This window comes from Streptomyces sp. NPDC056128 (genome assembly GCF_042263835.1).
GTDB lineage: Bacteria > Actinomycetota > Actinomycetes > Streptomycetales > Streptomycetaceae > Streptomyces.
The window spans coordinates 506,425-530,882 of sequence record NZ_JBHJVQ010000001.1; the positions used below are offsets into that span (position 1 = coordinate 506,425).

Annotated in this window: 18 protein-coding genes; 14 read left to right on the forward strand and 4 right to left on the reverse strand. The window is 72.3% G+C overall.

Annotated elements, in window-relative coordinates:
- Positions 1 to 14: 14 nt before the first annotated feature.
- The 4 genes from ACFC1X_RS02300 to ACFC1X_RS02315 are packed head-to-tail and all read right to left on the reverse strand — an operon-like array spanning position 15 to position 5,704.
- The gene (locus ACFC1X_RS02300) at positions 15 to 875 is read right to left on the reverse strand and encodes a 2Fe-2S iron-sulfur cluster-binding protein (protein ID WP_161330810.1); all 861 of its coding nucleotides are present in this window, start codon (positions 873 to 875) and stop codon (positions 15 to 17) included.
- A complete protein-coding gene (locus tag ACFC1X_RS02305) occupies positions 872 to 2,812 on the reverse strand; it encodes an NAD(P)H-dependent oxidoreductase subunit E (protein WP_376348013.1) in 1,941 nt (646 codons plus the stop codon). Before ACFC1X_RS02305 ends, ACFC1X_RS02300 begins: the two co-directional genes overlap by 4 nt.
- Positions 2,793 to 4,736: a molybdopterin oxidoreductase family protein gene (locus ACFC1X_RS02310; protein WP_376348015.1), complete on the reverse strand. Its 1,944-nt coding sequence runs from the start codon at positions 4,734 to 4,736 to the stop codon at positions 2,793 to 2,795. Before ACFC1X_RS02310 ends, ACFC1X_RS02305 begins: the two co-directional genes overlap by 20 nt.
- Complete coding sequence (locus ACFC1X_RS02315) at positions 4,733 to 5,704, reverse strand: 2-dehydropantoate 2-reductase (protein WP_376348017.1); 972 nt, start codon at positions 5,702 to 5,704, stop codon at positions 4,733 to 4,735. The genes ACFC1X_RS02310 and ACFC1X_RS02315 overlap by 4 nt, the downstream gene beginning before the upstream one ends.
- A gap of 169 nt (positions 5,705 to 5,873) precedes the next feature.
- Here ACFC1X_RS02315 and ACFC1X_RS02320 point away from each other — a divergent pair, with 169 nt between their 5' ends.
- The 14 genes from ACFC1X_RS02320 to ACFC1X_RS02385 all read left to right on the forward strand — a co-directional run bounded on the left by ACFC1X_RS02320 (position 5,874) and on the right by ACFC1X_RS02385 (position 24,444).
- Positions 5,874 to 7,214: an OFA family MFS transporter gene (locus tag ACFC1X_RS02320; protein ID WP_376348018.1), complete on the forward strand. Its 1,341-nt coding sequence runs from the start codon at positions 5,874 to 5,876 to the stop codon at positions 7,212 to 7,214.
- Entirely contained in the window at positions 7,183 to 7,326 is a 144-nt protein-coding gene (locus tag ACFC1X_RS02325) for a hypothetical protein (protein ID WP_163016127.1), read from the forward strand. Before ACFC1X_RS02320 ends, ACFC1X_RS02325 begins: the two co-directional genes overlap by 32 nt.
- A 177-nt stretch (positions 7,327 to 7,503) precedes the next feature.
- Entirely contained in the window at positions 7,504 to 8,454 is a 951-nt protein-coding gene (locus tag ACFC1X_RS02330; protein ID WP_376348019.1) for a beta-ketoacyl-ACP synthase III, read from the forward strand.
- A gap of 129 nt (positions 8,455 to 8,583) precedes the next feature.
- Positions 8,584 to 9,261 (forward strand): GntR family transcriptional regulator, encoded by a 678-nt coding sequence (locus ACFC1X_RS02335; protein ID WP_307016132.1) that lies wholly within the window; start codon positions 8,584 to 8,586, stop codon positions 9,259 to 9,261.
- Positions 9,262 to 9,501: 240 nt separating this feature from the next.
- Positions 9,502 to 10,683, forward strand: a complete 1,182-nt coding sequence (locus ACFC1X_RS02340; protein WP_234956977.1) for an ROK family transcriptional regulator — start codon at positions 9,502 to 9,504, stop codon at positions 10,681 to 10,683.
- 109 nt (positions 10,684 to 10,792) lie between these two features.
- Positions 10,793 to 12,310, forward strand: a complete 1,518-nt coding sequence (locus tag ACFC1X_RS02345; protein WP_376348021.1) for a sugar ABC transporter ATP-binding protein — start codon at positions 10,793 to 10,795, stop codon at positions 12,308 to 12,310.
- Entirely contained in the window at positions 12,307 to 13,326 is a 1,020-nt protein-coding gene (locus ACFC1X_RS02350; protein ID WP_376348023.1) for an ABC transporter permease, read from the forward strand. Before ACFC1X_RS02345 ends, ACFC1X_RS02350 begins: the two co-directional genes overlap by 4 nt.
- 17 nt (positions 13,327 to 13,343) lie before the next feature.
- Positions 13,344 to 14,387, forward strand: coding sequence for a substrate-binding domain-containing protein (locus ACFC1X_RS02355; protein WP_376348025.1), 1,044 nt, complete (start codon positions 13,344 to 13,346; stop codon positions 14,385 to 14,387).
- An 86-nt stretch (positions 14,388 to 14,473) separates the two neighbouring features.
- Positions 14,474 to 15,727 (forward strand): Gfo/Idh/MocA family protein, encoded by a 1,254-nt coding sequence (locus ACFC1X_RS02360; RefSeq protein ID WP_376348027.1) that lies wholly within the window; start codon positions 14,474 to 14,476, stop codon positions 15,725 to 15,727.
- Between the two features lie 16 nt (positions 15,728 to 15,743).
- Positions 15,744 to 16,742, forward strand: coding sequence for a sugar phosphate isomerase/epimerase family protein (locus ACFC1X_RS02365; protein WP_376348028.1), 999 nt, complete (start codon positions 15,744 to 15,746; stop codon positions 16,740 to 16,742).
- 263 nt (positions 16,743 to 17,005) lie between these two features.
- Entirely contained in the window at positions 17,006 to 20,719 is a 3,714-nt protein-coding gene (locus ACFC1X_RS02370; RefSeq protein ID WP_376348029.1) for a ThuA domain-containing protein, read from the forward strand.
- A gap of 121 nt (positions 20,720 to 20,840) precedes the next feature.
- Entirely contained in the window at positions 20,841 to 22,013 is a 1,173-nt protein-coding gene (locus ACFC1X_RS02375) for an inositol-3-phosphate synthase (protein WP_376348031.1), read from the forward strand.
- A 518-nt stretch (positions 22,014 to 22,531) separates the two neighbouring features.
- Entirely contained in the window at positions 22,532 to 23,533 is a 1,002-nt protein-coding gene (locus ACFC1X_RS02380; RefSeq protein WP_376348520.1) for an SCO3242 family prenyltransferase, read from the forward strand.
- Positions 23,530 to 24,444: a sugar phosphate isomerase/epimerase family protein gene (locus tag ACFC1X_RS02385; RefSeq protein WP_376348032.1), complete on the forward strand. Its 915-nt coding sequence runs from the start codon at positions 23,530 to 23,532 to the stop codon at positions 24,442 to 24,444. The genes ACFC1X_RS02380 and ACFC1X_RS02385 overlap by 4 nt, the downstream gene beginning before the upstream one ends.
- Positions 24,445 to 24,458 lie beyond the last annotated feature (14 nt).

A 24,458-nucleotide genomic window follows, 5' to 3' on the forward strand; every position in this document is an offset into this window, starting at 1 on the left:
GTGCCCCTTGCCGGTCAGTCCCGGTTCTGTACGTGCTGGTAGCCGAAGCGGCCCTTGATGCAGAGGTTGCCGTGGGTCACCGGGTTGTCGTGCGGCGAGGTGACCTTCACGATCTCATTGTCCTGCACGTGGAGCGTGAGATTGCAGCCCACACCGCAGTACGCGCACACCGTCGTCGTCGCGGTCTGCCGCTCCTCGTCCCACGTCCCGGCGGCGCGCATGTCGAACTCCGACTTGAAGGAGAGGGCGCCCGTGGGGCACACCTCGATGCAGTTGCCGCAGTAGACGCACGCCGAGTCGGTCAGCGGACCGTCGTGCTCCACCGCGATCCGGGCGTCGAAACCCCGGCCGGAGACGGAGATGGCGAAGCTGTTCTGCCACTGGTCGCCGCAGGCGTCCACGCACTTGTAGCAGAGGATGCACTTGCCGTAGTCCCGCACGTACAGGTCGTTGTCGACGCGCGGTTCCTCGTCGACCCGCGCCGCGTCCGGGCCGAAGCGGTCCGGCTTCGCCTCGTACTCCTTGATCCACTGTGCCACCGAGGGTGTGGTCGAGAGGTCGACCGAGGACGCGAGCAGTTCGAGCACGACCTTGCGGCTGTGCCGGGCGCGCTCGGTGTCCGTGCGCACCACCATGCCCTCCTCCGCGCGGCGCGAACAGGCGGGGGCGAGGGTCCGGGCGCCCTCGACCTCCACCACGCAGACCCGGCAGGCGTTCTTCGGGGTGAGCGTGTCGCCCTGGCACAGGGTCGGGACGTCCTTCCCCGCGGCCCGGCAGGCGTCCAGGATCGTCGACCCCTCGGGGACCCGGGCCTCCTGCCCGTCGAGGGTGAACTCCACCAGCCGGCGCGGCACTCCGAGCGGTATCGCGGTCATTGGTACGCCCCCAGACGGTCGATGGCGGATTCCACGGCGTTCCACGCGGTCTGCCCCAGACCGCAGATCGAGGAGTCCCGCATCGCCCGCCCGACCTCCCGCAGCAGCGCGACGTCCCCGGCCGCGGCGGCGCCCGTGCGGTCCGCGATCCGGTGCAGCGCCTCCTCCTGACGCACCGTCCCGACCCGGCACGGCACACACTGGCCGCACGACTCGTCGCGGAAGAACTCGGCGATGCGCAGCAGCAGCCGGGGGAGCGGAACGGTGTCGTCGAAGGCCATGACCACCCCGGAGCCGAGCGTCGTGCCGGCCTCGCGGGTGCCCTCGAAGGTGAGCGGGATGTCCAGCTCGTCGGGGCGGACGAACCCGCCGGCCGCCCCGCCGAGCAGCACCGCCCGCAGGTTGTCCCGGACACCGGCCAGGGTGAGCAGTTCGCCCAGGGTCGCGCCGAAGGGGAGTTCGTACACGCCGGGCCTGCGCACGCTGCCCGACACGCAGAACAGCTTCGGCCCGGTGGACGTCGGCGTGCCGATCGCCGCGTACGCCTGGGCGCCCATGGTCAGGATCGGCAGGACGTTGACCAGCGTCTCGACGTTGTTCTCCACCGTCGGCTTGCCGAACAGGCCCTTCTCCACGGGGAACGGGGGCTTGGAGCGCGGCTCGCCCCGGTAGCCCTCGATGGAGTTGAACAGGGCGGTCTCCTCACCGCAGATGTACGCGCCCGCGCCCCGCCGGATCTCGATGTCGAAGGCGTAGCCCTGGCCGAGGACGTCGTCGCCGAGCAGGCCGCGGGCGCGGGCCTGCGCGAGGGCGTGGGTGAGGTGGGCGAGGGCGCGCGGGTACTCGCCGCGGAGGTAGAGGTAGGCGCGGTGCGCGCCGGTCGCGTAGGCCGCGATCGTCATCGCCTCGACGAGGGCGTAGGGGTCGCCCTCCATCAGGACGCGGTCCTTGAAGGTGCCCGGCTCGGATTCGTCGGCGTTGCAGACCAGGTAGTGCGGGTGGTCGGGCTGGGCGGCGGTCGCCTGCCACTTGCGGCCGGTGGGGAAGGCGGCGCCGCCGCGGCCGACCAGGCCGGCGTCGGTGACCTCGCGGATGACGCCGGCGGGGCCGAGGGCGAAGGCGCGGCGCAGGGCGGTGTAGCCGCCGGCGGCGCGGTAGGCGTCCAGGGAGGTGGGGTCGGTGGTGCCGATCCGTTGGAGCAGGGTGAGGGCGGGTGAGCCGGCCTGGGGGACCGCGAGCGCGGGGGCGGGTTCTGGGGTCGCCGTCTCGGGGGCGGTGGCCGCGTTGATGGTGGCCTCGGGGGTCGCGGGGGCGACGACGGCGGTCGCGTACTCCAGTTTTCGCCCCCGCCGCCCCTTCCCGGTCCCGACCCCGGGGGCTGCCGCCCCCGGACCCCCGCTGTCGGCCTGGACGGCCTCGTCCTCAAACGCCGGACGGGCTGAAATGCCTGCGCGTATCACCAAGGCTGCGGGTGCTCGTTCGCACAGGCCCAGGCACGGGGAGCGCTCGACCTTGACGCCGCTCTCCGGGCCCAGGCGTGCCTCCACCGCCGCGCACAGCTCGCTCGCGCCCGCCGTCGTGCACGCCAGGTCGGTGCAGACGTGGAGCACCGTCGCGGGGCGGGGGCGGACCGAGAACATGGCGTAGAACGTGGCGACGCCGTACGCCTCGGCCGGTGGCACGGTCAGGCGGCGGCACAGGTAGTCCAGGGCGCCCTCGCTGATCCAGCCGACGCGGTCGTTGAGGGCGTGCAGGCCCGGCAGGAGCTGGTCGCGGCGGTCGCGGGCCTCGCGTCCGCCGCGGGCCCATCTGAGGTCGGCGGCGTCCGTCCTGTCGCGGGCGGCGCCCTCCCAGGACGACTCGGGCGGGCCGAGCAGGGCGTCGACGGCCGCGCGTTCCTCGTCCGTCGGCTTGCCGTCACCGAAGCGCAGGTCCACCGGTGCTCACCTTCTCGATCCGGATCGCCGAGGCCTTGAACTCCGCCGTCCCGGCGATGGGGCAGTTGGCCTCGATGGTCAGCTGGTTGGTGTCCACCTCGTCGGGAAAGTGGAAGCTCATGAAGGCCAGCCCGGGGCGCAGCGCCGTGTCGACCCAGACGGGCGCGAGCAGCGAGCCGCGCCGCGAGGTCACCCGCACCTCCTCGCCGACCACGACCCCGTAGCGTTCGGCGTCCTCGGGGCACAGCTCGACGGACTCGCCACGGCGCAGCGGGGAGGCGTAACCGCCGGTCTGCACGCCGGTGTTGTAGGAGTCGAGGCGCCGTCCGGTGGTGAGCCGGATCGGGTACTCCTCGTCGGTGAGGTCCACCGGCGGGTCGTGCGCCACGATCCCGAAGGGCGCGGGCAGACCGCGCAGGGCCGGGTCGGGCTCCCACAACCTGCCGTGCAGATAGGTCGGTTCCAGTGCCTCGGTGCTCGGGCACGGCCACTGGATGCCCTGGTGCTGCTCCAGGCGCGCGTACGTCATCCCGTGGTGGTCCGGGGACAGGGAGCGCAGCTCGTTCCAGACCGCCTCGGCGTCGGCGTACTTCCAGTGGTGGCCGAGGCGGGCCGCGAGGTCGCAGAGGATGTCGATGTCCTCCCGGGCCGTGCCGGGCGGGGTCACCGCCTTGCGGACGCGCTGCACACGGCGTTCGCTGTTGGTGGTGGTGCCGTCGGTCTCCGCCCAGCCGGCCGTCGCCGGGAGGACCACGTCGGCGAGTTCGGCGGTCTTCGTCAGGAAGATGTCCTGGACGACGAGGAAGTCCAGGGCCCGCAGCCGGCGGATCGCCTGTTCGCTGTCCGCCTCCGACTGGGCCGGGTTCTCGCCGATGCAGTAGACGGCCCGCAGCGAGCCCTCGTCCATCGCCTCGAACATCTCGGTGAGGGTGAGGCCGTGGTGCGGCTGGATGACCGTGTCCCAGGCCGACTCGAACTTCAGCCGGACCTCCGGGTCGAGCACGTCCTGGAAGCCGGGCAGCCGGTTGGGGATGGCGCCCATGTCCCCGCCGCCCTGCACGTTGTTCTGGCCGCGCAGCGGCTGGAGGCCCGAGCCGTAGCGGCCGACGTGGCCGGTGAGCAGGGAGAGGTTGATCAGCGCGCGGACGTTGTCGGTGCCGTTGTGGTGCTCGGTGATGCCGAGGGTCCAGCACAGCTGGGCGCGCTCGGCGCGGGCGTAGGCGTGCGCCAGATCGCGGATGGCGGCCGCCGGTACGCCCGTCACCTTCTCGGCGAGGGAGAGCGTCCAGGGCTCGACCAGCGCCCGGTACTCCGCGAAGCCGGTGGTGGCCCGCTCGATGAACGCCTCGTTGGCCAGCCCGGCGTGGATGATCTCCCGGCCGACCGCGTGCGCCAGCGGGATGTCCGTGCCCACGTTGGGGCCGAGCCAGCTCTCCGCCCACTCGGCGGTGGAGGTCCGGCGCGGGTCCACGGCGTACATGCGGGCGCCGGCCCGGATGCCCTTCAGCACGTGCTGGAAGAAGATCGGGTGCGCGAAGCGGGCGTTGGAGCCCCACATCACGATGAGGTCGGTGTGCTCGACCTCCTCGTACGACGAGGTCCCGCCGCCCGAGCCGAAGGCGGCCGACAGGCCCGCGACGCTGGGCGCGTGGCAGGTGCGGTTGCAGGAGTCGACGTTGTGGGTGCCCATGACCACCCGGGCGAACTTCTGCGCCACGTAGTTCATCTCGTTGGTGGCCCGGGCGCAGGAGAACAGCCCGAAGGCGCCCCGCGCCGCGGCCAGGCCCCGGGCGGTACGGTCCAGCGCCTCGTCCCAGGTGGCGCGGCGGAAGGGCGCGTCGCGCGAGTCCCGGACGAGGGGGTGGGTGAGGCGGGTGTAGGTCTTCGGGTTCCGGTCCCGGCGGTTTCGTTGGCGTTGGCTCATGCGGCGCTCCTCAGCGCGAGCAGGTCCGACAGGGCGTGCACGGTGCGCAGGGTCGGCACCGGGACCCCGGTGATCTCCGCCAGCTCGACGACGGCCGCGAGCAGCACGTCGAGTTCGAGCGGCTTGCCGCGCTCCAGGTCCTGGAGCGTGGAGGTGCGGTGGTCGCCGACCCGCTCGGCGCCCGCCAGGCGGCGTTCGATGGAGACGCCGACCTCGCAGCCGAGCGCGGCGGCCACCGACAGCGTCTCCGTCATCATGGTCTCGATGACCCGCCGGGTGCCGCCGTGCAGGCACATCTGCCGCATGGTGGCGCGGGCCAGGGCACTGATCGGGTTGAAGGAGATGTTGCCCAGCAGCTTCAGCCAGATGTCGCCGCGCAGATCGGGCTCGACCGGGCACTTCAGCCCGCCCGCGCGCATTGCCTCGCTGAACGCCAGACACCGTGCCGAGACACCGCGGGCGGGCTCGCCCACGGAGAACCGGGTGCCTTCCACGTGCCGGACGACGCCCGGCTGTTCGAGTTCGGTGGCCGCGTAGACCACGCAGCCCACGGCCCGTTCGGGCGCGAGCACCGCGCTGACCGCGCCGGCCGGGTCCACGCTCTCCAGCCGGCGCCCGTCGTAGGGGCCGCCGTGGCCGTGGAAGTACCACCAGGGAATGCCGTTCTGGGCGGCCACGACCGCCGTGGTGTCGTGCAGCAGCGGCTCGATCAGCGGCCCGCACGCCGCGTACGAGTTGGCCTTCAGTCCCAGGAACACGTAGTCGGCCGGGCCGACTTCGCCCGGGTCGTCGGTGGCGCGGGGGTGCGCGGTGAAGTCGCCGCGCGGACTGCGTACTTGGACTCCGTACTGCCTCATGGCCGCCAGATGCGGTCCACGGGCGATGAGATGCACGTCGGCGCCCGCACGGTGGAGCGCGGCACCGACGTAGGCGCCGATCGCCCCGGCGCCGAGGACTGCGACTTTCATGACGGGAAGCTCCGTTCGGTCGAGGGATACCGCGGAACTGCCGAACGAGATGTCGACGAAATATTGTCTACAGTATGGAGGTTGGCGCAGCAAGGCTTTGTGCAGCACTAGTGGTTGTGCGCTCAACAGTCTTCTCAAGCGCTTTCCCAGTCCTTACGGTTGGGGACCCATGAGTCCCCCCGTCGCACCCCCGGGCTGGAGCCGCTGGCTCGTTCCCCCGGCAGCTCTCTCGGTCCACCTCTCCATCGGTCAGGCCTACGCCTGGTCCGTGTTCAAACCGCCCCTGGAATCAGCGCTCGGCCTCAGCGGCACCCAGAGCGCGCTCCCCTTCCAGCTCGGCATCGTCATGCTCGGCCTGTCGGCCGCGTTCGGCGGCACGCTCGTGGAACGGCACGGCCCGCGCTGGGCGATGACCGTCGCCTTGGTCTGCTTCTCGTCCGGCTTCCTGCTCTCCGCGCTCGGCGCGGCGGTGGAGCAGTACTGGCTGATCGTCTTCGGCTACGGCTTCGTCGGCGGCATCGGTCTCGGCATCGGCTACATCTCGCCGGTCTCGACCCTGATCAAGTGGTTCCCGGACCGGCCCGGCATGGCCACCGGCATCGCCATCATGGGCTTCGGCGGCGGCGCCCTCATCGCCTCGCCCTGGTCGGCGCAGATGCTGGAGTCCTTCGGCACCGACAGCTCGGGGATCGCGCTCGCCTTCCTCGTGCACGGACTGGCCTACGCCGTCTTCATGCTGCTCGGCGTGGTGCTGGTACGCGTGCCGCGCCCCAAGGAGCGCGCGGACGGCGGACCGGTCGCCCTGGCGGGCGTGCAGGTCTCGGCCCGCGCCGCCCTGCGCACCCCGCAGTTCTGGCTGCTGTGGGTCGTGCTCTGCATGAACGTGACGGCCGGCATCGGCATCCTGGAGAAGGCCGCGCCGATGATCACGGACTTCTTCGCCGACACCTCCACACCGGTGTCCGTGACCGCCGCCGCCGGGTTCGTCGCCCTGCTGTCGGCGGCCAACATGGCGGGCCGGATCGGCTGGTCCTCTACCTCCGACCTGATCGGACGCAAGAACATCTACCGCGTCTACCTCGGCGTCGGCGCGGTGATGTACGCGCTGGTCGCCCTGTTCGGCGACGCCTCCAAGCCGCTGTTCGTCCTGTGCGCCCTCGTCGTGCTGTCCTTCTACGGCGGCGGCTTCGCGACCATCCCCGCCTATCTCAAGGACCTCTTCGGCACCTACCAGGTCGGCGCGATCCACGGCCGGCTGCTCACCGCCTGGTCCACCGCCGGTGTGCTCGGCCCGCTGATCGTGAACTGGATCGCCGACCGGCAGGAGGAGGCCGGGCGGCACGGCTCCGCCCTGTACGGCACTTCCTTCGTCATCATGATCGGGCTGCTGGTGGTCGGCTTCGTCGCCAACGAACTCGTCCGCCCCGTCCACGCCCGCCACCACCTGCCCGCCAGCGAGGCACCGAAGGAGGCCGCCGATGTCCCCCGAGAGCAGCCAGAGTCCGCCTGACGTCCCCGACCGGCGCCCGCTGATCGCCTTCACCTGGCTCTGGGTGGGCGCACCGCTCGCCTACGGGCTGTACGAACTCGTCCGGAAGGCCACCCAGCTGTTCACCGGGTAGGGAGGAACACGGGGAGCGAGGAACGGGGGACAGAGGGGAACGGGTGGCCCGCCGGCGCCCGGATGCTGACCGAAGCCGACAAGCCGGGCGCCCGTTTCCTGTCGTATCACCTGCCGTCGTACCCGTCGGTCACTGATCACACTGGTGGATCCCGTACCCGAAGCGAGGACTCCACCCATGCACCATGGCTCCCGCATCACCGCCGTCGGCCACTACCAGCCGGCCCGGGTCCTGACCAACGAGGACCTGGCGGGCATGGTCGACACCAGCGACGAGTGGATCAGGAGCCGGGCGGGAATCCGGACCCGTCGGATCGCGGGGCCGGACGAGCCGGTCGACGAGCTGGCCGGCCACGCCGCGGCCAAGGCGCTCGCCTCGGCCGGCCTGACCCCCGCCGACGTGGACATGGTCGTGGTCGCCACCTCCACCGCGATCGACCGCTCCCCGAACACCGCCGCCCGCGTCGCGGCCCGTCTCGGCATGCCGGGCCCCGCCGCGCTGGACCTCAACGTCGTGTGCGCGGGCTTCACCCACGCCCTGGCCACCGCCGACCACGCGGTCCGGGCCGGTTCGTCGAGCCGGGCGCTGGTCATCGGCGCGGACAAGATGTCCGAGGTGACCGACTGGACCGACCGCACCACCTGTGTGCTGGTCGGCGACGGGGCGGGGGCCGCCGTCGTGGAGGCCTGCGCGCCGGGCGAGGAGGCCGGGATCGGCCCCGTGCTGTGGGGCTCGGTGCCCGAGATGGGCAACGCGGTCCGCATCGAGGGCACGCCTCCGAGGTTCGCCCAGGAGGGCCAGAGCGTCTACCGCTGGGCGACCACGCGGCTGCCCGCCATCGCCCGCCAGGCCTGCGAGCGCTCCGGCCTCGAACCCGCCGACCTCGCGGCGATCGTCCTGCACCAGGCCAACCTGCGCATCATCGAACCCCTCGCCGCGAAGATCGGCGCGGCCCGCGCCGTGGTCGCCCGGGACGTCGTCGAGTCCGGCAACACCTCCGCGGCGAGCATCCCCCTCGCCCTCTCCAAGCTGGTCGAGCGCGGCGAGATCACCACCGGCGACCCGGTCCTGCTCTTCGGCTTCGGCGGCAACCTCTCCTACGCCGGACAGGTCGTCCGCTGCCCCTGAACGGCCCCGCCAGACCCTCGATGTGACGTGGCCTACACCCGGCTCCCCGCCCGCTGCGCGCCGTAGACTGTAGACGAAAGACAATCAATACTTCCCGTACGGGTTGTGCCGGCTTTCGAGGGGGGACCGATGTTGTCCGCAGGACTGCCGCAGGGCGCGGTGCCCAGGCTCGAACGCCCCGGCCCGCTGCGCGACCGGGTCTACGAGGCGCTGCTCGAACTCATCACCACCCGGGCCCTCCAGCCCGGCCAGCACCTCGTCGAGAGTGAACTCGCCGGCCACCTGGGGGTGTCGAGGCAGCCGGTGAGGGAGGCCCTGCAGCGGCTCAACACCGAGGGCTGGGTCGATCTGCGCCCGGCGCAGGGCGCGTTCGTGCACGAACCGACCGAGGAGGAGGCGGACCAGCTCCTGACGGTGCGCACACTCCTGGAGGCCGAGGCGGCCCGGCTCGCCGCGGCCAACGCCGGGCGGGCGGGCGTGACCGCGCTGGAGGAGCTGTGCGACGAGGGCGAGCGGGCCGTCGCCGCCGACGACGTGGACGCCGCCGTCGTCCTCAACGCCCGCTTCCACGCGAAGATCATGGACCTGGCGAGCAACGCCGTCCTCGGTGAACTGGCCGCACAGGTCGACCGCCGGGTCCGCTGGTACTACACGCCGATCGCCCGGCAGCGCGGCCGGCAGTCCTGGATCGAGCACCGCGGGCTGATCGCCGCCATCGCCGACCGGGACGAGCAGACGGCGACCCGGCTGATGCGCGAGCACACCGAGCACACCCGGCGTTCGTACCACGCGCGCGGAGAATCCTGAGGTCAGAGCCTGTGCGGAAGCCGCCCGGCGGACAGGCCGGGCGGCTTCGTCGTGCCCGCCCACGACCGACGGCACCCCCGCCTTTGTCCACTCAGTGGAGAAAGTTCGCAGTAATTCGTGCGTGACTTCTTCCCACACCCGGCGCCCACTGCTACGTTCCCTCCGAAAGCAGGCCACGGAACGTGGCCGGAAACCGGCACACTCAAGGCCGATTGAGGCGGGGAGGGGCTCGTGAGACGCATGACCGCACGACCCGCCAACACCCACCAGGCGCGACTGCTCCAGCTGTTGCGCGACGGCGGGCCCAACTCCCGCGCCCAGCTGGGCGACCAGGTCGACCTCTCCCGGTCCAAGCTGGCCGTGGAGGTGGACCGGCTGCTGGAGACGGGGCTGGTCGTGGCCGACGGACTCGCCGCCTCGCGCGGCGGGCGCCGCAGCCACAACGTCCGGCTCAACCCGGAACTGCGCTTCCTCGGCGTCGACATCGGCGCGACCTCGGTCGACGTCGCCGTCACCAACGCCGAGCTGGAGATCCTCGGCCACATCAACCAGCCCATGGACGTACGCGAGGGACCCGTCGCGGTCTTCGAGCAGGTGCTGTCCATGGCCGCCAAGCTGCGGGCCTCGGGACTCGCGGAGGGCTTCGACGGCGCCGGCATCGGCGTCCCGGGGCCGGTCCGCTTCCCCGAGGGTGTGCCGGTGGCTCCGCCGATCATGCCGGGCTGGGACGGCTTCCCCGTGCGGGAGGCGCTCAGCCAGGACCTCGGCTGCCCGGTCATGGTCGACAACGACGTCAACCTGATGGCGCTGGGGGAGCAGCACGCGGGCGTCGCCCGCACCGTGCACGACTTCCTCGTCGTCAAGATCGGTACCGGCATCGGGTGCGGCATCGTCGTCGGCGGTGACGTGTACCGGGGGACCACGGGCAGCGCGGGCGACATCGGGCACATCCAGGCCGTGCCCGACGGACGCCAGTGCGCCTGCGGCAACCGGGGGTGCCTGGAGGCCCACTTCAGCGGCGCGGCGCTGGCCCGCGACGCCATGGAGGCCGCCGAACAGGGCGGTTCGGCCGAACTCGCGAACCGGCTGGAGGCGAACGGCGTCCTCAGCGCCGCCGACGTCGCCGCCGCGGCCGCCGCGGGCGACGCCACCGCACTCGACCTGATCCGCGAGGGCGGCCGCAGCACGGGCCAGGTCATCGCGGGCCTGGTCAGCTTCTTCAACCCGGGCCTGGTGGTGATCGGCGGCGGGGTGACCGGCCTCGGCCACAACCTGCTCGCCGCGATCCGCACCCAGGTCTACCGCCAGTCGCTGCCGCTGGCGACCGGCAACCTCCCCATCGTTCTGGGGGAGTTGGGCCCCACCGCCGGAGTCATCGGCGCGGCCCGCCTGATCAGCGACCACCTGTTCTCACCCGCGTAGGCACCGTTCGGTACCTCAGCCACGCTCCACCAGTACAGCGCTCTGCCCTGCCCTGCTCTGCCCCGCTCTGCCCTGACACCGGCCCGCATGCCCGCCGAGGGGACCTCACATGGCACCAGAACCACCGCTGCTCAGCATGTCCGGCATCACCAAGTCGTTCCCCGGAGTCCGGGCCCTGGACGGCGTCGACCTCGACGTCCAGGCCGGCGAGGTGCACTGCCTGCTCGGCCAGAACGGCGCCGGGAAGTCCACCCTCATCAAGGTGCTGGCCGGCGCCCACCAGCCCGACACCGGCACCATCCGCTGGCGCGGCGAGGACGTCACCCTGCGCTCGCCCATCGCGGCCATGCGCCTCGGCATCGCCACCATCTACCAGGAACTCGACCTGGTGGAACACCTGTCGGTGGCCGAGAACGTCCACCTCGGCCACGAGCCGACCAGCGCCGGCTTCGTCGTGCGCGGAAAGGCGGCGAAGACCTCGACGGCCCAGCTGCTGAAGCGGCTCGGGCACCCCGAGGTCGACCCGGGCCGGCTGGTCGGGGACCTCTCCGCGGCCCAGCAGCAGATCGTGTCCATGGCGCGGGCGCTCTCGCACGACGTACGGCTCATCGTGATGGACGAGCCGTCCGCCGCGCTCGACCCGGACGAGGTCGACAACCTCTTCCGCATCGTCGCCGACCTCACCGCCGACGGCGTCGCCGTCGTCTACATCTCGCACCGCCTGGAGGAGATCCGCCGCATCGGCGACCGGGTCACCGTCCTCAAGGACGGCCGGGCGGTGGCCGGCGGGCTGCCCGCCAAGGAGACGCCCACCCGCGAGGTGGTGGCGCTGATGACGGGACGCAACGTCGAGTACGTCTTCCCGGACCGGCCCGCCGCCCCCGGCACCGGTGAGCCGGTGCTGAGCGTCCGCGGACTGACCCGGCACGGCGAGTTCGCCCCGCTCGACCTGGAGGTGCGGCCCGGCGAGATCGTCGGCCTCGCCGGACTCGTCGGCTCCGGCCGCTCCGAGATCCTCGAGACGGTCTACGGGGCCCGCAAGCCGAACGCCGGACAGGTCCTCGTCGACGGACGGCCGCTGCGGCCGGGCAGCGTGCGCGCCGCGGTCCGCGCCGGACTCGGACTCGCCCCCGAGGAGCGCAAGGCGCAGGCCCTGCTGATGCTGGAGTCCGTCACCCGCAACGTGTCGGTCTCCGCCATGTCCCGCTTCTCGCGGGCCGGTTGGATCGACCGCGGCGCCGAACTGAAGGCGGCCCGCGCCGCGACCCGCGAACTGTCGCTGCGGCCCGACAACCCCACCGCGCCGGTGCGCACCCTCTCCGGCGGCAACCAGCAGAAGGCGGTCCTCGCCCGCTGGCTGCTGCGCGGCTGCCGGGTCCTGCTGCTCGACGAACCCACCCGCGGCGTCGACGTGGGCGCCCGCGCGGAGCTGTACGCCGTCATCCGGCGCCTCGCCGACGAGGGCCTCGCCGTCCTGCTGGTCTCCAGCGAGGTCCCCGAGGTCCTGGGCCTGGCCGACCGCGTGCTGGTACTGCGCGAGGGGAGCGTCGTGCACGAGGCCCCCGCCCGCGAACTCGACGAACACCGCGTACTCGACCTCGTGATGGAAGGAAGCCCGGCGTCATGACGCAGCACGTGTCCCCGCCGCGGGACGGCACCGGCAAGGCGGCACCGGTGGACACCCCGCCCGCCTGGAAGAACCTGACGGCCGGCGCCGACGTCCGCACCCTCAGCCTGCTCGGCGTGCTCGCCGTACTGGTCCTCATCGGCGGCATCACCCAGCCCGACGCGTTCCTCGACACCCGCAACCTCCAACTGGTGCTCACCCAGGCGTCCGTCATCGGCGTCGTCACCGTCGGCATGACCTTCGTGATCATGTCCGGGGGCATCGACCTCTCCGTGGGCGCCATCGTCGCCCTGTCCTCGGTGTGGGCGACCACCGTCGCCACCCAGGACTTCGGCTTCGCCGGCATCCTCTTCACCGCGGTCGTCGTCGGAGTGGGCTGCGGCCTGGTCAACGGCGTGCTCATCGCGTACGGCACGATGGTCCCGTTCATCGCCACCCTCGCCATGCTGGCCTCGGCGCGCGGTCTGGCGCTCCAGATCACCGACGGGCGCACCCAGGTGGTCACGGTGCCGAGCGTCCTCGACCTCGCCGAGCGGGACTGGTACGTGCTGGGCATCCCGCCGCTGGTCCTGGTCTTCGCGGCCGTCACCGTCATCGGCTGGCTGGTGCTCAACCGGACCACCTTCGGCCGCCGCACCGTCGCCGTCGGCGGCAACCCGGAGGCCGCCCGGCTGGCCGGCATCGACGTCCGCCGCCAGCGGCTCTACATCTACCTGCTCTCCGGGCTGTGCTGCGGCATCGCCGCCTTCCTGCTGATCGCCCTGGCCGGCTCCGGCCAGAACACCAACGGCAACCTCTACGAACTCGACGCCATCGCCGCCGCGATCATCGGCGGCACGCTGCTCAGCGGCGGACGCGGAACCATCGTCGGCTCCGTGCTCGGCGTCCTGATCTTCACCACGATCACGAACATCTTCGCCCTGAACAACCTGCAGACCGACGTGCAGCAGATCGCCAAGGGCGCGATCATCGTCGCCGCCGTGCTGGTCCAGCGCCGTACCGCAAGCACGCATTGAGGAAAGGGTTCACCGTCATGACGAAGCTCACGAGTCGCAGAGGGCTGCTCTTCGGAGCCGCCGCCGTGTCCGCCGGTGCCGTCCTCACGGGGTGCACGAGCAACGACCCCGACGACGGCGGCGACAAGGCGGCGGACACGCAGCCGGCCGCCGACGACAAGCCCGGCAAGCAGGTCACCATCGGCTACGCGGGTCCGCAGGCCGACCACGGCTGGCTCAACGCCGTCAACGACCAGGCGCAGAACCGCGCCAAGAAGTACTCGGACGTCACCCTCGAGGTCACCGAGGGCTCCAACGACACCGCCCAGCAGATCGGCCAGATCGAGACCCTCATCAACAAGAAGGTCGACGTCCTGGTCATCCTGCCCGCGGACGGCAAGGCCCTCACCCAGATCGGCCTCAAGGCGATGCGCGCCGGCATCCCGGTCGTCAACCTCGACCGCATCTTCAACAGCCCCCAGGCCTACCGCTGCTGGGTCGGCGGCGACAACTACGGCATGGGCCTCAACGCCGCCCACTACATCGGCGAGAAGCTGAAGGACAAGTCGAACGCCAAGGTCATCGAGCTGGCCGGCATCGACAACCTCGAACTGACCCAGCAGCGCACCCAGGGCTTCGACGACGGTCTGAAGAACTACCCGAACATCAAGAAGGTGGCCCGCCAGGCCGCCGAGTTCACGGTCGAGTCCGGGCAGTCCAAGATGGCCCAGCTGCTGCAGGCCCAGTCGAGCTTCGACGCCCTGTGGAACCACGACGACGACCAGGGCGTGGGCGCCCTGCGCGCCATCGAGCAGGCCGGACGCGACGACTTCCTGATGGTCGGCGGCGCCGGCGCGCTCTCCGCCTTCCAGGCCATCAAGGCCGACAGCGGCGTACTGAAGGCGACGGTGCTCTACCCGCCGACCATGGCGGCCTCCGCGATCGACCTGGCCCGCGCCCTCGGCCAGGGCAAGGGCATCAGCGGCCTCGCCGAGTTCGAGATCCCCTCGACGGTCACCTGCTACTCGGCCGTCGTCGACAAGGAGAACGTCGACCAGTACATGTCCACGGGCTTCAAGTGATGGACTCCGCCCCGGCAGCGGCCTGACCAGCCGGCCGGGGCGGGTCCCACCCCCCACCGCGCCACCACGACGAGGAGGACATCCGCATGGGACAGCCGCAGCAGCCCGAGGGGGCCGGGGCAGCAGCCGCCGGGACCGGAACCGGGGCTACGGGGGCATCCGTGACCAGACCGGCCCTGCGTGTCGGCATGGTCGGCTACGCCTTCATGGGTGCCGCCCACTCCCAGGGCTGGCGCACCGCCGGCCGGGTCTTCGACCTGCCGCTGAACCCGGTGCTGGCCGCGATCTGCGGGCGGGACGCCGACGCCGTCCGCACGGCGGCCGACCGGCACGGCTGGCAGAGCACCGAGACGGACTGGCGGGCCCTGGTCGAACGGGACGACATCGACCTCGTCGACGTCTGCACCCCCGGCGACAGCCACGCCGAGATCGCGCTGGCCGCGCTGGCCGCCGGCAAGCACGTGCTGTGCGAGAAGCCGCTGGCCAACACCGTCGAGGAGGCCGAGCGGATGACCCGCGTGGCCGAGGAGGCGGGCGCCCGCGGCCAGCTGGCGATGGTCGGCTTCAACTACCGCCGGGTGCCCGCCACCGCGCTGGCCCGGCGGATGGTCGCCGAGGGCCGCGTCGGACGGCTGCGGCACGTGCGGGTGACCTACCTCCAGGACTGGCTGGTGGACCCCGAGGCCCCGCTCACCTGGCGGCTGCGCAAGGAACTCGCCGGATCGGGGGCGCTCGGCGACCTCGGCGCCCACATCGTCGACCTCGCCCAGTACCTGACGGGGGAGAGGATCGCGGGCGTCTCCGCCCTCACCGAGACCTTCGTACGGCAGCGCCCGCTGCCCGCCGGTGCCGCCCGGGGCCTGACCGCGGGCTCGGCGGACGGCGTCACCGGTGAGGTCACCGTCGACGACGCGGCCGTGTTCACCGGCCGCCTCACCTCCGGCGCCCTGGTCTCCTTCGAGGCCACCCGGTACGCCACCGGACGCAAGAACTCCCTGCGCATCGAACTCAACGGCGAGCGCGGCTCGCTCGCCTTCGACCTGGAACGGCTCAACGAGCTGTCGTACCACGACGGTACCGAGCCCGGGGAGCACGCCGGGTTCCGCCGCATCCTCGTCACCGAACCCGAGCACCCCTACCTGGACGCCTGGTGGCCGCCGGGCCACGGACTCGGCTACGAGCACACCTTCGTGCACCAGGCGCGCGACCTCGTCCACGCCGTCGCCGAGGGCCGCCGCCCCGAACCCTCCTTCGCGGACGGGCTCCAGGTGCAGCGGGTGCTCGCGGCGGTGGAGGAGAGCGCCGAGAAGAACTCCGTCTACACCCCGATCGCCCTCTGAGGAGGCTGGCAGCGACATGCCGCGCAACTTCACTCTCTTCACCGGTCAGTGGGCGGACCTGCCCCTGGAGGAGGTCTGCCGCCTCGCCCGCGACTTCGGCTACGACGGCCTCGAACTCGCCTGCTGGGGAGACCACTTCGAGGTCGACAAGGCCCTCGCGGACCCCTCCTACGTCGAATCCCGGCACCAGCTGCTCGACAAGTACGGCCTCAAGTGCTGGGCGATCTCCAACCACCTGGTCGGCCAGGCGGTCTGCGACGCCATCATCGACGAACGCCACGAGGCCATCCTGCCCGCCCGCATCTGGGGCGACGGGGACGCCGAAGGGGTGCGGCAGCGCGCCGCCGCCGAGATCAAGGACACGGCGCGGGCCGCCGCCCGCCTCGGCGTCGACACCGTCATCGGCTTCACCGGCTCGGCCATCTGGCACCTGGTCGCCATGTTCCCGCCGGCCCCCGAGCCGATGATCGAGCGCGGCTACCAGGACTTCGCCGACCGCTGGAACCCGATCCTCGACGTCTTCGACGCGGAGGGCGTGCGGTTCGCGCACGAGGTGCACCCCAGCGAGATCGCCTACGACTACTGGACCACGCAGCGCGCCCTGGAGGCGGTCGGCCACCGGCCCGCCTTCGGGCTGAACTTCGACCCCTCGCACTTCGTCTGGCAGGACCTCGACCCGGTCGGCTTCCTGTGGGACTTCCGCGACCGCATCTACCACGTCGACTGCAAGGAGGCCCGCAAGCGCCTCGACGGCCGCAACGGCCGCCTCGGCTCCCACCTGCCCTGGGGCGACCCGCGGCGCGGCTGGGACTTCGTCTCGGCCGGCCACGGCGACGTCCCCTGGGAGGACGTCTTCCGCATGCTCCGCTCCATCGACTACCAGGGGCCCGTCTCCGTCGAGTGGGAGGACGCCGGGATGGACCGGCTCCAGGGCGCCCCCGAAGCCCTCACCAGCCTCAAGGCCTTCGACTTCGAGCCGCCCAGCGCGTCCTTCGACGCCGCGTTCAACAGCTGACCCACACGTCCGGCCGCGGGCCGGGACGGGGGCCGGTGCCACCACCGGTCCCCGGTCCGGCCTGCCCGGATCCCGCTTTGTCCTGAGTTGGGAAAAAGTTCAAACAAGTCCCGGCCCAAGGGGTGTTGGCCCCGGACGAACGCGGTTACCGTCCCTGAAGTGTTCAGGACACCCACGCCTCCGGGGTGACGGCGCACCCCGGCGCCCGCATCGCACGTCATCGCACCCGTTCCGTACGGCCCACCCGTTCCCGGAGGGACTTCGTGCACAGAAGCAGACTCAAAAGCACCAGGACCACGAGGCGTCCCAGGCTCCGCACCACCCTCGCCCTCTTCACCGGCCTGATGCTGGCCGTGGGCACCCCGGCGACCGTCGCCGGCGCTCACCCCGGCCACCCGGAGCACGACGAACCGGCGGCCGCCGAGGGACAGTTCCAGCAGGTACCGCTCGCCAAGGGCGAGCCCGAGATGGGCGAGCCGATGTCGCTCGCCGTACTCCCGGACCGCAGCGTCCTGCACACCTCGCGCGACGGCACGCTCCGCCTGACCGACCAGGGCGGCGTCACCAAGGTCGCCGGCAAACTCGACGTCTACAGCCACGACGAGGAGGGCCTCCAGGGCGTCGGCATCGACCCGGACTTCGAGAACAACCGGGCCATCTACCTCTACTACGCCCCGCCCCTCGACACCCCCGCGGGCGACGCCCCGGAGACCGGCACCGCCGAGGACTTCAAGAAGTTCGACGGCGTCAACCGCCTCTCCCGCTTCGTCCTCAAGCCCGACGGCACCCTCGACCAGGCCAGCGAGAAGAAGGTCCTGGACGTCGCGGCCTCCCGCGGCACCTGCTGCCACGTCGGCGGCGACATCGACTTCGACGCCGAGGGCAACCTCTACCTGTCCACCGGCGACGACACCAACCCCTTCGCCTCCGACGGCTTCACGCCGATCGACGAGCGGGCGGACCGCAACCCGGCCTTCGACGCCCGCCGCAGCGCCGGCAACACCAACGACCTGCGCGGCAAGATCCTGCGGATCAAGGTCGCCGAGGACGGCTCGTACACCGTCCCGGAGGGCAACCTCTTCGCCCCGGGCACCGAGAAGACCCGCCCCGAGATCTACGCGATGGGCTTCCGCAACCCCTTCCGGCTGAACGTCGACGAGAAGACCGGAACGGTCTACGTCGGCGACTACGGTCCCGACGCCGGCGCCGCCGACCCGAACCGCGGACCGGCCGGACAGGTCGAGTTCGCCAAGGTCACCAAGGCCGCCAACTTCGGCTGGCCGTACTGCACGGGCAACAACGACGCCTACAACGACTACGACTTCGCCACCGGCGCCTCCGGTGACAAGTTCGACTGCGCCGCGCCCAAGAACACGTCCCGGCACAACACCGGACTCACCGACCTGCCGCCCGCGCAGGCCGCCTGGATCCCGTACGACGGCGCCTCCGTGCCCGAGTTCGGCACCGGCTCCGAGTCCCCGATGGGCGGCCCGGTCTACCGCTACGACCCCGACCTCGAGTCCAGCGTGAAGTTCCCCGAGGAGTACGACGGAGACTTCTTCGCGGGTGAGTTCGGCCGCCGGTGGATCAAGCGGATCGAGCAGAACGCCGACGGCACGGTCGCGAAGATCAACGACTTCCCGTGGACCGGCACCCAGATCATGGACATGGAGTTCGGCCCCGACGGCGCGCTCTACGTCCTCGACTACGGCCTCTCCTGGTTCCAGGGCGACGAGAACTCCGCGCTGTACCGCATCGAGAACGCCGCGGACGGCTTCTCCCCGATCGCCGAGGTGAGCGCCGACAAGACGTCCGGCGCGGCCGGACTGAAGGTCAAGTTCACCGCGAGCGCCAAGGACGCCGACTCCCCGGACCTCAGCTACAGCTGGGACTTCGGCGACGGCACCAAGGGCGAGGGCCTGACCCCCACCCACAAGTACAAGAAGGTCGGCACCTACACCGCGACCTTCACCGCCAAGGACCCCGAGGGCAACACCGGCACCGCCAGCGTGCGGGTCGTGGTGGGCAACACCGCGCCCAAGGTGACCATCGAGACCCCGGGCAACGGCACCCTGCTCCCGATGGGCGAGCCCATCCCGTTCAAGGTGAAGGTCACCGACCCCGAGGAGACCGTCGACTGCTCCAAGGTCAAGGTCGCCTACAGCCTCGGCCACGACTCCCACGCCCACGAGCTGACCAGCGAGATGGGCTGTGAGGGCACCCTCAAGCCGCCGCCCGGCGACGGCGGTCACGACCCCAACGCCAACATCTACGGCGTCGTCGGCGCCAGCTACACCGACGGCGGGGCGAACGGCCAGGAGGCCCTGACCGGCACCGCCCGCACCGTGATCCAGCCCCCGCACCGCCAGGCCGAGCACTTCGCCGACCAGTCGGGCGTCTCGGTCATCGACAAGACCGGGGCCCACGGCGGCAAGACCGTCGGCAACATCGACGACGGCGACTGGATCTCCTTCAGCCCCTACCGGTTCAACGGCCAGAAGAAGCTGACCGTACGGGCCTCCTCCGGCGGCGCCGGCGGCTACGTCGAGGTGCGCACGGGCTCGCCGACCGGCAAGCTGCACGGCTCCGCGTACATCCCGCCGACCGGCAGCTGGGAGACCTTCCAGGACGTCGACGTACCGCTGCGGTCCCTGCCCAGGAAGACCACCGACGTCTACCTGGTCTTCAAGGGCGGCGAGGGCGCGCTGTACGACGTGGACGACTTCGAGTTCTCCACCGAGCCCTTCAAGGCCGGCAAGAAGGTCCTGGTCTTCTCCAAGACGGCCGGCTTCCGGCACGACTCCATCCCGGAGGGCATCGCCGCGCTGAAGGAGCTCGGCGCCCCCGCCGGCATCTCCGTCACCGCGACCGAGGAGGCCGGCCAGTTCACCACCGCCAACCTCGCCAAGTACGACGCGGTCGCCTTCCTGTCCACCACCGGTGACGTCCTCAACGCCGCTCAGCAGACGGCGTTCGAGAACTACGTCAAGAACGGCGGCGGCTACATGGGCATCCACGCCGCCGCCGACACCGAGTACGACTGGGAGTTCTACGGCGGCCTGGTCGGCGCCCACTTCGACTCGCACCCGGCCATCCAGAAGGCCACCGTCCGCGTCGAGGACCACGACCACCCGTCCACCGCGCACCTGGACGACGCCTGGGAGCGCACCGACGAGTGGTACAACTACCGCACCAACCCGCGTGAGCAGGCCAAGGTCCTCGCCACCCTCGACGAGACCACCTACGACGGCGGGAACATGAAGGGCGACCACCCGATCGCCTGGTGCCAGAGCTACGGCGGCGGCCGCTCCTTCTACACCGGCGGCGGTCACACCAAGGAGTCCTACGCGGACGAGGCCTTCCGCGGCCATCTGCTCGGCGGCATGCAGTACGCCACCGGCCAGGTCAAGGCGGACTGCAAGCCGAGCAAGGGCTACCGGGACATCTTCAACGGCCAGACCCGGGAGGGCTGGAAGCAGGCCGGCCCCGGCACGTTCGACGTCAAGGACGGCACGCTGGAGTCCAACGGCGGCATGGGCCTGCTCTGGTACCAGGCCAAGGAGCTGAAGTCGTACTCGCTCAAGCTCGACTGGAAGATGCGGGGCGACGACAACTCCGGGATCTTCGTGGGCTTCCCCGCCTCCGACGACCCCTGGTCCGCGGTGAACAAGGGCTACGAGATCCAGATCGACGCCACGGACGCGCCGGACCGCACCACGGGGTCCGTCTACTCCTTCAAGTCGGCGAACATCAAGGCCCGTGACCAGGTTCTGCGGCCGCCCGGCCAGTGGAACTCCTACGAGATCAAGGTCCAGGGCGAACGCCTCCAGGTGTTCCTCAACGGGGTCAAGATCAACGACTTCACCAACAAGGATCCCGAGCGGAGCCTGACCGACGGGTACATCGGCCTCCAGAACCACGGCGCCGGCGACCAGGTCTCCTTCCGCAACATCCAGCTCAAGGAACTGCCCCGCTAAGGGCGATCAGACGGCGGCGGGCGGAGGACGCCGGACCTCCGCCCGCCGTCCCGCCGGGCCCCGCGCCCGGCCCCCGCTTCCGGCGCTCACATCCGGTTCGCGTACGACAAGGAGGCTGCCCATGTCCGCCGAACCGTTCCTGCCCACCCCCTCCACGGCCCCGCGTTTCGGCGTCTGGCTCATCGGGGCACGCGGCTCCGTGGCCACCACCGCGATCGCGGGCTGCGCCGCCGTCGCCGCCGGGCTCCACCCCGCGACCGGCATGGTCACCGAGACCGCGCCCTTCACCTCGTGCGGTCTGCCATCGTTGTCTTCGCTCGTCTTCGGCGGTCACGACACCCTCGACTGCCCGCTGCCCAAGCGCGCCGAGCACCTCGCCGCGGGTGGTGTGCTGCCGCACGGTCTGCCGTCCGCGGTGCACGCCGAACTCGTCGCCGCCGACCGGGAGATCCGGCCCGGCGGTCCGCTGCCGGGCGCCCCGGCGCCCACCCAGGAAGCGCTGATCGACGCCTTCGCGTCCGACATCCGCGACTTCGTGCGCCGCCAGGACCTCGCGGGCGCCGTCGTCGTGAACGTCGCCTCCACGGAGCCCGCGCCCACCGACGACTCCCTGCCCCCCAGCTCGCTGTACGCGGCGGCCGCCCTCCGCGCCGGGTGCCCCTACGTCAACTTCACCCCGTCCACCGGCCTGCACCACCCCGCGCTGGCCGCGCTCGCCGAGTCCTCCGGGCTCCCGTACGCGGGCCGCGACGGCAAGACCGGGCAGACCCTGCTCCGTTCGGTGCTCGGCCCGATGTTCCTCCAGCGGGCCCTCGCCGTGCGCGCCTGGTCCGGCACCAACCTCCTCGGCGGCGGCGACGGCGCGGCCCTCGCCGACCCCGCGGCGGCCGCCGCCAAGAACGCCGGCAAGGAACGCGTCCTCGTCGACACGCTGGGTGCCGCGCCCGAGGGCGAGGTCCACATTGACGACGTGCCCGCGCTGGGCGACTGGAAGACCGCCTGGGACCACATCGCCTTCGACGGCTTCCTCGGCGCCCGGATGGTCCTCCAGACCACCTGGCAGGGCTGCGACTCGGCGCTGGCCGCTCCGCTGGTCCTCGACCTGGCCCGCCTTGCCGCCCGCGCCCAGGAGAAGGGCCTGTCCGGCCCCCTGAGCGAACTGGGCTTCTACTTCAAGGACCCGGTCGGCGACGGCCCGTCCTCCCTGGCGGAGCAGTACGCGGAGCTGCGGGGCTTCGCGGGGCGCTTGCGGGACGACGGGGGCGCCGCGGCCGAGCACGGGGTGCGGCGATGAGCCGCGCGGGGGCGCGGGACAGGTCCGCGTTGTCCGGGGTGCCTGGGGTGCCTGGGGTGCCCGGGGTGCCCGGGGTGCCCGGGGCGTCCGGTGTGTCGGCGGACGGCCGGGGCGGCGACGCCGCGGTGCCGCCGTCCGACGGCCAGGACCCGAACGCCGCGGCGCCGTCCGCCGACGGCCGTGGCGGCGACGCCGTGACGTCGTCCGCCGAGGTCGAGGGCGCTGACGCCGTGGCGCCATCCGCCGAGGGCGAGGGCGCTCACGCTCCCGCGCTGCCCGCCGATGGCCAGGCGGCCGGCGCTGCGACGCCGTCCGCCGACGGCGAGGGTGCTCACGCTCCGGCCCTGCCCGTCGATGGCCCGGCGGCTGGCGCTGCGACGCCGACGGCCGACGGCGAGGTTGCTCACGCTCCCGCGCTGCCCGCCGACGGCGAGGGTGCTCACGCTCTGGCCCTGCCCGTCGACGGCCAGGCGGCTGACGCTGCGACGCCGCCCGCCGACGGCCAGCCCGCTGACGCCGTGGCCCCGCCCGCCGACGGTGTCGCGGCCCGCACACCCGGCGCCACCCCCCGCCCCGGCCGCGCCGGTGCCTGGGCCGAGTTGCTGCGGCTGCCCGCGCTGTTCACCGTGCCCGGAGACGCCCTGGCCGGTGCCGCCGTGGCTGGGGTGCGGCCCGGGCGCCGTACGGTGCTCGCCATCGGGTCGTCCCTGTGCCTGTACGAGGCGGGCATGGCCCTGAACGACTGGGCGGACCGGGCCGAGGACGCCGTGGAACGTCCGCACCGTCCGATTCCGTCCGGCCGGATCCGTCCGGCCGCCGCCCTCGCCGCGGCCTGCGGCCTCACCGGTGCCGGTCTAGCGCTCGCCGCCGCGGCCGGGCGCCCCGCGCTGGCGGTGGCCGCGCCGCTCGCGGGGTCCGTCTGGGCCTACGACCTCGTCCTGAAGCACACACCCGCCGGGCCCGCGGCCATGGCCGCCGCCCGCGGACTGGACCTGCTCCTGGGCGCGGCCGCCACCTCCGGCGGGACCCGGGCAGCGCTGCCCTCCGCCGCGCTGCTCGGCAGCCACACCCTCGCGGTCACGGCCGTCTCCCGCCGGGAGACCACCGGCGGTTCGGTCCTGGCCCCGTCGGCGGCCCTGGCGACGACGGGGGTGCTGACCCGGCTGGTCGGCCACCGCCGCACCCGACTCCCGGCAGGCCGGTGGGCAGCAGCCGCCCCCGGCCTGTCGGGCTCCAACCCGGCCGTACGCGCCCCGGAGGCCAGGGACGTCCTCACCGCCGCCTTGAGCGCCGCGTACGCCGCCACCGCGGCGCGTCCCTACTTCCACGCCACGCTCAACCCCTCACCTCCGCTCACCCAACGCGCCGTCGGCGGCGGCATCCGGGCCACGATCCCCCTCCAGGCCGCCCTCGCCGCCCGCGCCGGGGCACCCGCCACGTCCCTGGTGATCGCGGCCCTGGCCCCGGCGGGCCGGATGTTCGCGAGGAGGGCCGCCATGAGGAAGGTGAGCATCACGTGAGCCACGACCCGAACGCCACCCCGTCGACCCCCCTCCGCTTCGGCTACGGCACCAACGGCCTCGCCGACCTCCGGCTCGACGACGCCCTCGGCCTCCTCGCCGACCTGGGCTACGACGGCGTCGGCCTGACGCTGGACCACATGCATCTCGACCCGCTCGGCGACGACCTGGCGGACCGCACCCGCCGGGTCGCCCGCCGGCTGGACGCGCTCGGGCTGGGCGTCACGGTGGAGACGGGCGCCCGCTACGTGCTGGACCCGCGCCGCAAGCATGGCCCCTCCCTCCTCGACCCGGACCCCGACGACCGCGCCCGCCGCACCGACCTCCTGGTCCGCGCCGTCCGGGTCGCCGCCGACCTGGGGGCCCACGCGGTGCACTGCTTCAGCGGCGTCACCCCGCCCGGCACGGACGAGGACACGGCGTGGAAGCGGCTGGCCGAGTCCCTCACCCCGGTCCTGGAGGCCGCAGCCACCGCGGGCGTCCCGCTCGCCGTCGAGCCCGAACCGGGCCACCTCCTGGCCGAACTCGCCGACTTCCACACCCTGCGCCGCGCCCTCGGCGACCCCGAGCACCTCGGCCTCACCCTGGACATCGGCCACTGCCAGTGCCTCGAACCCCTCCCTCCCGCCGACTGCGTGCGCGCCGCCGCCCCCTGGCTGCGCCACGTCCAGATCGAGGACATGCGCCGCGGCGTCCACGAACACCTCCCCTTCGGTGACGGCGAGATCGACTTCCCGCCCGTCCTCGACGCCCTCGCCGCCACCGGCTACCAGGGACTGACCGTCGTCGAACTGCCCCGCCACTCCCACGCCGGTCCCCACTTCGCCGAACGCTCCCTCCCGTTCCTCCGCCGGGCCGCGGCGGCGTCACCCCGTACGAACCGCTCGGGCGAGCCCTCCGCCACCCGTTGAAGGGAGCCACACCC

Excerpts from the sequence above, each read along its gene's own strand:
- ACFC1X_RS02355 (WP_376348025.1), top strand. The coding sequence starts at position 13,344 with ATGACGAAGCTCACGAGTCGCAGAGGGCTGCTCTTCGGAGCCGCCGCC.
- ACFC1X_RS02360 (WP_376348027.1), top strand. The coding sequence starts at position 14,474 with ATGGGACAGCCGCAGCAGCCCGAGGGGGCCGGGGCAGCAGCCGCCGGG.
- ACFC1X_RS02340 (WP_234956977.1), top strand. The coding sequence starts at position 9,502 with ATGACCGCACGACCCGCCAACACCCACCAGGCGCGACTGCTCCAGCTG.
- ACFC1X_RS02320 (WP_376348018.1), top strand. The coding sequence starts at position 5,874 with ATGAGTCCCCCCGTCGCACCCCCGGGCTGGAGCCGCTGGCTCGTTCCC.
- ACFC1X_RS02335 (WP_307016132.1), top strand. The coding sequence starts at position 8,584 with ATGTTGTCCGCAGGACTGCCGCAGGGCGCGGTGCCCAGGCTCGAACGC.
- ACFC1X_RS02325 (WP_163016127.1), top strand. The coding sequence starts at position 7,183 with ATGTCCCCCGAGAGCAGCCAGAGTCCGCCTGACGTCCCCGACCGGCGC.
- ACFC1X_RS02310 (WP_376348015.1), bottom strand. The coding sequence starts at position 4,736 with ATGAGCCAACGCCAACGAAACCGCCGGGACCGGAACCCGAAGACCTAC.
- ACFC1X_RS02345 (WP_376348021.1), top strand. The coding sequence starts at position 10,793 with ATGGCACCAGAACCACCGCTGCTCAGCATGTCCGGCATCACCAAGTCG.
- ACFC1X_RS02365 (WP_376348028.1), top strand. The coding sequence starts at position 15,744 with ATGCCGCGCAACTTCACTCTCTTCACCGGTCAGTGGGCGGACCTGCCC.
- ACFC1X_RS02315 (WP_376348017.1), bottom strand. The coding sequence starts at position 5,704 with ATGAAAGTCGCAGTCCTCGGCGCCGGGGCGATCGGCGCCTACGTCGGT.
- ACFC1X_RS02300 (WP_161330810.1), bottom strand. The coding sequence starts at position 875 with ATGACCGCGATACCGCTCGGAGTGCCGCGCCGGCTGGTGGAGTTCACC.
- ACFC1X_RS02350 (WP_376348023.1), top strand. The coding sequence starts at position 12,307 with ATGACGCAGCACGTGTCCCCGCCGCGGGACGGCACCGGCAAGGCGGCA.
- ACFC1X_RS02375 (WP_376348031.1), top strand. The coding sequence starts at position 20,841 with ATGTCCGCCGAACCGTTCCTGCCCACCCCCTCCACGGCCCCGCGTTTC.
- ACFC1X_RS02330 (WP_376348019.1), top strand. The coding sequence starts at position 7,504 with ATGCACCATGGCTCCCGCATCACCGCCGTCGGCCACTACCAGCCGGCC.